The 5,076-nt window shown below is 67.8% G+C and carries 5 protein-coding genes and 1 pseudogene; 3 read left to right on the top strand and 3 right to left on the bottom strand.

The window, feature by feature from the left end:
* A partial coding sequence (locus I71_RS29065; protein WP_148294392.1) for an HlyD family secretion protein occupies window positions 1-1,011 on the bottom strand: 1,011 nt, incomplete at its 3' end.
* 279 nt (window positions 1,012-1,290) lie between these two features.
* On the opposite strand from I71_RS29065, the gene I71_RS29060 reads away from it, so the two are divergent.
* Window positions 1,291-1,716: a PAS domain S-box protein gene (locus tag I71_RS29060; protein ID WP_042702548.1), complete on the top strand. Its 426-nt coding sequence runs from the start codon at window positions 1,291-1,293 to the stop codon at window positions 1,714-1,716.
* On the opposite strand, the gene I71_RS29055 is transcribed toward I71_RS29060, so the two are convergent.
* Window positions 1,698-2,573 (bottom strand): helix-turn-helix transcriptional regulator, encoded by an 876-nt coding sequence (locus I71_RS29055; protein ID WP_042702545.1) that lies wholly within the window; start codon window positions 2,571-2,573, stop codon window positions 1,698-1,700. The two genes, I71_RS29060 and I71_RS29055, sit on opposite strands and share 19 nt — an antisense overlap.
* Window positions 2,574-2,692: 119 nt before the next feature.
* On the opposite strand from I71_RS29055, the gene I71_RS29050 reads away from it, so the two are divergent.
* The gene (locus tag I71_RS29050) at window positions 2,693-3,580 is read left to right on the top strand and encodes an SDR family oxidoreductase (protein ID WP_042702542.1); all 888 of its coding nucleotides are present in this window, start codon (window positions 2,693-2,695) and stop codon (window positions 3,578-3,580) included.
* Between the two features lie 81 nt (window positions 3,581-3,661).
* On the opposite strand, the gene I71_RS29045 is transcribed toward I71_RS29050, so the two are convergent.
* Entirely contained in the window at window positions 3,662-4,552 is an 891-nt protein-coding gene (locus I71_RS29045; RefSeq protein ID WP_042702539.1) for an aldo/keto reductase family oxidoreductase, read from the bottom strand.
* A gap of 92 nt (window positions 4,553-4,644) precedes the next feature.
* Here I71_RS29045 and I71_RS29040 point away from each other — a divergent pair.
* A pseudogene (locus tag I71_RS29040) lies at window positions 4,645-5,076 on the top strand (LysR family transcriptional regulator); the annotation flags it as partial.

The raw sequence follows: 5,076 nt of genomic DNA, 5'->3' as shown, positions 1-5,076 counted from the left end.
TGGTGAGTTGCCGGTGGCATTGTCCGGCGGCAGCAGGGCGAACTGGCTGCCGCTGGCGGGCGATTCGGCGGCGACCCGTCCCGTCAGCGGCACATCGGGGAAGGCATCGATCCGGATGCCAGCCGGCTGGCCGGCACGGACGCGGGTCATCTGGGTTTCCTTGTAATTGGCGATCACCCACACCGCCGGCAGTGGCACCAGCGTGACGATCTGGCTGCCCTGCCCGACATACTGGCCGGGATGGACCTGCCGCTGTCCGACCATGCCGTCCACGGGGGCACGGATCGTCGTGCGGTCCAGCGTGATGCGGGCTAGGTCCAGATCGGCCTGCCGCTGCTGCCGGGTGGCCTGCGCCTGACGCACCTGCACGTCAAATCCATCGAGCGTCGCCTTCTGCTGATCCACCTGGGCCTGTCCCGCCTCCAGCGCCGCCTGGGCGCGGCGGGAGGTCGCCTGGGCCTGCTGCAGGGCCTGGAGTGTGCCGGCCACACCCTGCTCCGTCAGGGAATGCTGCCGCGTTTCCTCCAGCCGGGCCCGCCACGCTTCGGCTTCCAGCCCATGGACGTTGGCTTCGGCCTGATCGACCAGGGCGCGCTGGGTGCGCTTCTGGATGTCGAGTTGGGCAATGGCCGCATCGGCGGCGGCCAGCGCCGCCTCCGCCTGCGCGACACGGGCACGGTAATCATCGTCGACGATGACGGCCACCGGATCGCCGGCCCGCACCCGCTGGAAATCTCCCACCGGCATGTCGCGGATGACCCCCGCCACCTGGGCGGACAAGGGCGTGATGTCGGACTGGAGATAGGCGTCGTTGGTGCTCTGCTGCGTGGCCGATCCGAGCCAGCGGTCCCAGCGCGTCGCGAAGGCGACCACCAGCACCACGGCGAGCCCCAGCACCGACAGCCGGACCAGCCACGGACTCCACGCCACCGGCGGCGCCGGGGGTGACGGCGCAGGCGGTGCGGCTGGAGGCTGGACGGATTGCCGGGGCGGCGCTTCGGCATCGGGCATGCGTGGACTCCTGAGGGTCGGGCTTCTGGAACGGTTGAACGGCCGCACCGTTCCGCAAGCACGACCCTACGTCATGCGTCGCCGGAAGGCGTGCTGCACCAAGGTATAGCCCGGCGGCACCCGACCCCGGCAAATCAGGGCTGGTCCCAGGCATTTCGCTTGACCTGAAGTGAGCTTGAGGTTTTAGGCTGCCCTCATCGGATCTGGCCTGCCTGACCCGGCAAGCACTCCCAACCGACGACGCCAGCAGGCGGAGCAAACGATCATCAGGAGGAATTCATGACCGAGGAAGACCTGCAACGGTTGGGGCTGGCACTGCTGAACAGTCCGGCGGAGGCCATCGTCTATTCCGACCGGGAGGGCATCATCCGGTTCTGGAACGCGGGAGCGGAGCGCGTGTTCGGCTTCACCGCCGAGGAGACGCTGGGCCGGTCGCTCGACATCATCATTCCCGAACGCCAGCGCCCACGCCATTGGGAGGGCTATGACGAGGTGATGAAGACGGGGGTGAGCCGCTATGGCAGCGGCGACCTGCTGTCGGTGCCGGCAACCCGCAAGGACGGCAGCCGCATCTCCGTGGAATTCACCATCGTCTCCTTGACGGACGCCGACGGGACCATGCTGGGAATGGCAGCGGTCATGCGCGATGTGAGCGCCCGCTTCGACGAGCTGAAGGCCCTGCGCCGTCAGATCGCCGGCCGTTGAGCCTGCGGCCGATCCGCCGGGCCACCCCCGCTTCTGTGCGCGACCATGGCACGGATGCGGGCCTTGACCTGTTCGCTCAGCGGATTGTAGACCAACAGCCCAAGGTCGGGGCGTCCGTCGACGGCGAAGGCCGAATATTCCATCTCTACGGTGCCGAGTTCGGGGTGTTGGAGCTGCTTGACGCCCTCGCTCGGCGCGTAGACATCGTGCTCCTTCCAGAATCGGGCGAAGTCGGCGCTCGTCCGGCACAGTTCGTCGACGAGATCGGCAATCTCCTTCACAGCACCGGCACGGGCGGCATCGACGCGGAAGGCACCGACCAGGAAGCGGGCCATGCCCTCCCAATTCTTCTGCTTGGCCCGGATTGCCGGATTGCCGAACACCAGCCGCAGGATGTTGCGTTGGTCGGGGGGAAGCGTGGCGTAATCGGTCAGGACCACCGCCGCCGCCTGGTTCCAGGCCAGCACGTCCCAGGTCGCCGTCTTGATGAAGGCCGGGCAGGCATCGAAGGCATCCAGCAGCCGTTGCAGGCGCGGACTGACGCCTTCTGCCGGCCGGTAGCGCATCTCCGGCGGCCGGCCCAGCGCCAGAATGAACAGATGCTCCCGCTCCAGTTCGGTCAGCATCAGGCCGCTCGCGATCCGGTCCAGCACGTCGGCCGACGGTGCTCCTCCCCGCCCCTGCTCCAGCCAGGTGTACCAGGTCGGGCTGATGTTGGCGCGCTGCGCCACCTCCTCCCGGCGCAGGCCCGGCGTCCGGCGCCGGCCGGTGAATCCGAAGGCGGCCGGATCGAGCCGCGTGCGGCGGTCGCGCAGGAAGGCGGCGAGGCTGTTGGGCTGCTTGGAGTCGGTCTGCATCGGCGATCCTGGTGGGCACGATACCCTGGTAGCCATTATACTAGGAAAACGTCACTACTTTAACAGGATATAACGGCACGGCAGAGTGGGGGCGACGGAATTGGAAAGGTAATGTCCCCATGCGTATTTTCCTCACCGGCGCCACCGGCTTCATCGGTCGGGCCGTGCTGTCCGAACTGCTCCAGGCCGGTCATCAGGTCATCGGCATGACCCGGTCCGCCGAGGGCGCCCGTGCGCTGGAAGCCGCCGGGGCCGAGCCGCACCACGGCACCCTGGAGGACCCGGCGAGCGTCCGCGGCGGTGCCGAGAAGGCCGATGCGGTGATCCACACCGCCTTCGACCATGATTTCTCACGCTTCGCCGAGAATTGCGAAAAGGACCGCCGGGTGATCGGCACCCTGGGCGAGGCGTTGAAGGGCTCGGATCGTCCGCTGCTGATCACCTCCGCGGTCGGCATCGGGGGGAACGGTCCCGGCAGGCTTGCCCGCGAAGACGTCTTCGACGATGCCCACCCCATCCCGCGCATCGCGTCGGAGCGGGCCGGCAACGAGCTGCTGGATGCCGGTGTCAATGTTGCGGTGTTGCGGCTGCCGCAGGTCCCCGACACGGAAAAGCAGGGGCTGATCACCCCGCTGATCGCGATCTTCCGCGAAAAGGGCGTCGCCGCCTATCTCGGGGAGGGCCGCAACCGCTGGGCAGCCGGCCACCTGGGCGACGTCGCCCGTCTCTATCGGCTGGCGATCGAAAAGGGGCAGCCCGGCGCCCGCTACCACGCGGTCGGCGAGGAGGGCGTCGAGACCCGCCAGATCGTGGAAACGCTGGCACGCGGCCTGAAGATCCCGGCGGTCTCCGTCCCGCAGGACAAGGCGGCCGAGCATTTCGGTTGGATGGCGATGTTCGCCGGCATCGATCTGGCGGCCTCCAGCGCCCTGACCCGGGAGACGCTCGGCTGGCAGCCGGACGGTCCCGGCCTGATCGCCGACCTGGAGGCGATGCGGTACGCCTGACCGTCGTCCCACCGACCATGGAGCGCCGATAGCCGGCGCTGGGACAAGGGGAGCGCGCCCGCTCCCCGTCCCCATCGACGGTCAGGCGCTTTTGCCCAGACCGTCCAACGCCTCCAGGGCATCGGCAGGCAGAACCAGCTCCGCCGCGGCCAGATTCTCCTGCAGATGCTTGACCGAGGAGGTTCCCGGAATCAACAGGATGTTGGGCGCCCGCTTCAACAGCCAGGCGAGCGCCACCTGCATCGGTGTCGCTCCCAGCCGGTGGGCGATATCGGACAGCAGGCCGGACTGGATCGGCGAGAAGCCGCCGAGCGGGAAGAAGGGCACATAGGCGATCCCCTTGGCTGCGAGATCGTCGATCAGCGCATCGTCCGCCCGATGCACGAGATTGTAATGGTTCTGCACGCAGACGATCTCGCAGATGCGCCGCCCGTCCTCCACCTGCCGCGCCGTGACGTTGCTGAGTCCGATGTGACGGATCAGCCCCTGTTGCTGGAGGTCGGCCAGCACGCTCAGTTCCCGCTCGACCGGCCCCTCAGCCGGGGCATGACCATGGTCGCCCCACAGCCGCATATTGACGACGTCGAGCACGTCGAGACCAAGATTGCGCAGATTGTCATGCACGGCCTGCCGCAGCTCTTCGGGAGAGGCCGCCGGCAGCCAGGAGGCGTCCGCGCCGCGCCGCCCGCCGACCTTGGTCACGATCAGCAGATCGTTCGGGTAGGGCGCCAGGGCCTCGCGGATCAGCTGGTTGGTGACATGTGGACCATAGAAGTCGCTGGTGTCGATGTGGTTCACACCAGACTCGATGGCGTGGCGCAGCACGGCGATGGCGGCATCACGGTCCTTCGGCGGACCGAAGACGCCGGGGCCGGCAAGCTGCATGGCGCCGTAGCCAAGCCGGCGAATGGCTTTGCCGCCGAGGGTGAAACTGCCGGACTTGTCGATGCCGGATGTATCGGTGTTGAGCATGATGGCCTCCTTGTCGGTCCCGCCAATCTAGGCGCCATGGTTCCGACCGATTAGTCTGCACAATCAGGACAACCTGTGCGGATTTACGAACAATGCAACATGACCTTGGAGACCTGAACGCCTTCGTCGCGGTGGCCCGTGCCCGCGGCTTCCGCGAGGCCGCCAAGGGAAACAACGTCAGCGCTTCGTCCCTCAGTGAAGCTGTGCGCCGGCTGGAGGGCCAGCTCGGCGTCAGGTTGTTCAACCGGACCACACGCAGCGTGGTGCCGACGGAGGCGGGCGAACGCCTGCTGGCCCGGCTGGAGCCGGCCCTGCGCGAGGTCGATGCCGCGCTCGACGTGGTGAACGGTTTCCGCGACCGGGTGGCGGGCACGCTCAGACTCAATGTGCCGGTCAGCGTGGCGCGGCTGGTCCTGCCGTCGATCCTGCCGGCCTTCCATGCCGCCTATCCCGAGATCCGGGTGGAGGTGATGGGCGAGGACAGCTTCGTCGACGTGTTGCCGCCGGATGCGACGCCGGCATCC

The organism is Azospirillum sp. B506 (assembly GCF_000333595.1).
GTDB lineage: Bacteria > Pseudomonadota > Alphaproteobacteria > Azospirillales > Azospirillaceae > Azospirillum.
Note: the sequence above shows the minus strand (reverse complement) of the source record. Positions and strands in the feature narration are given on the sequence as shown.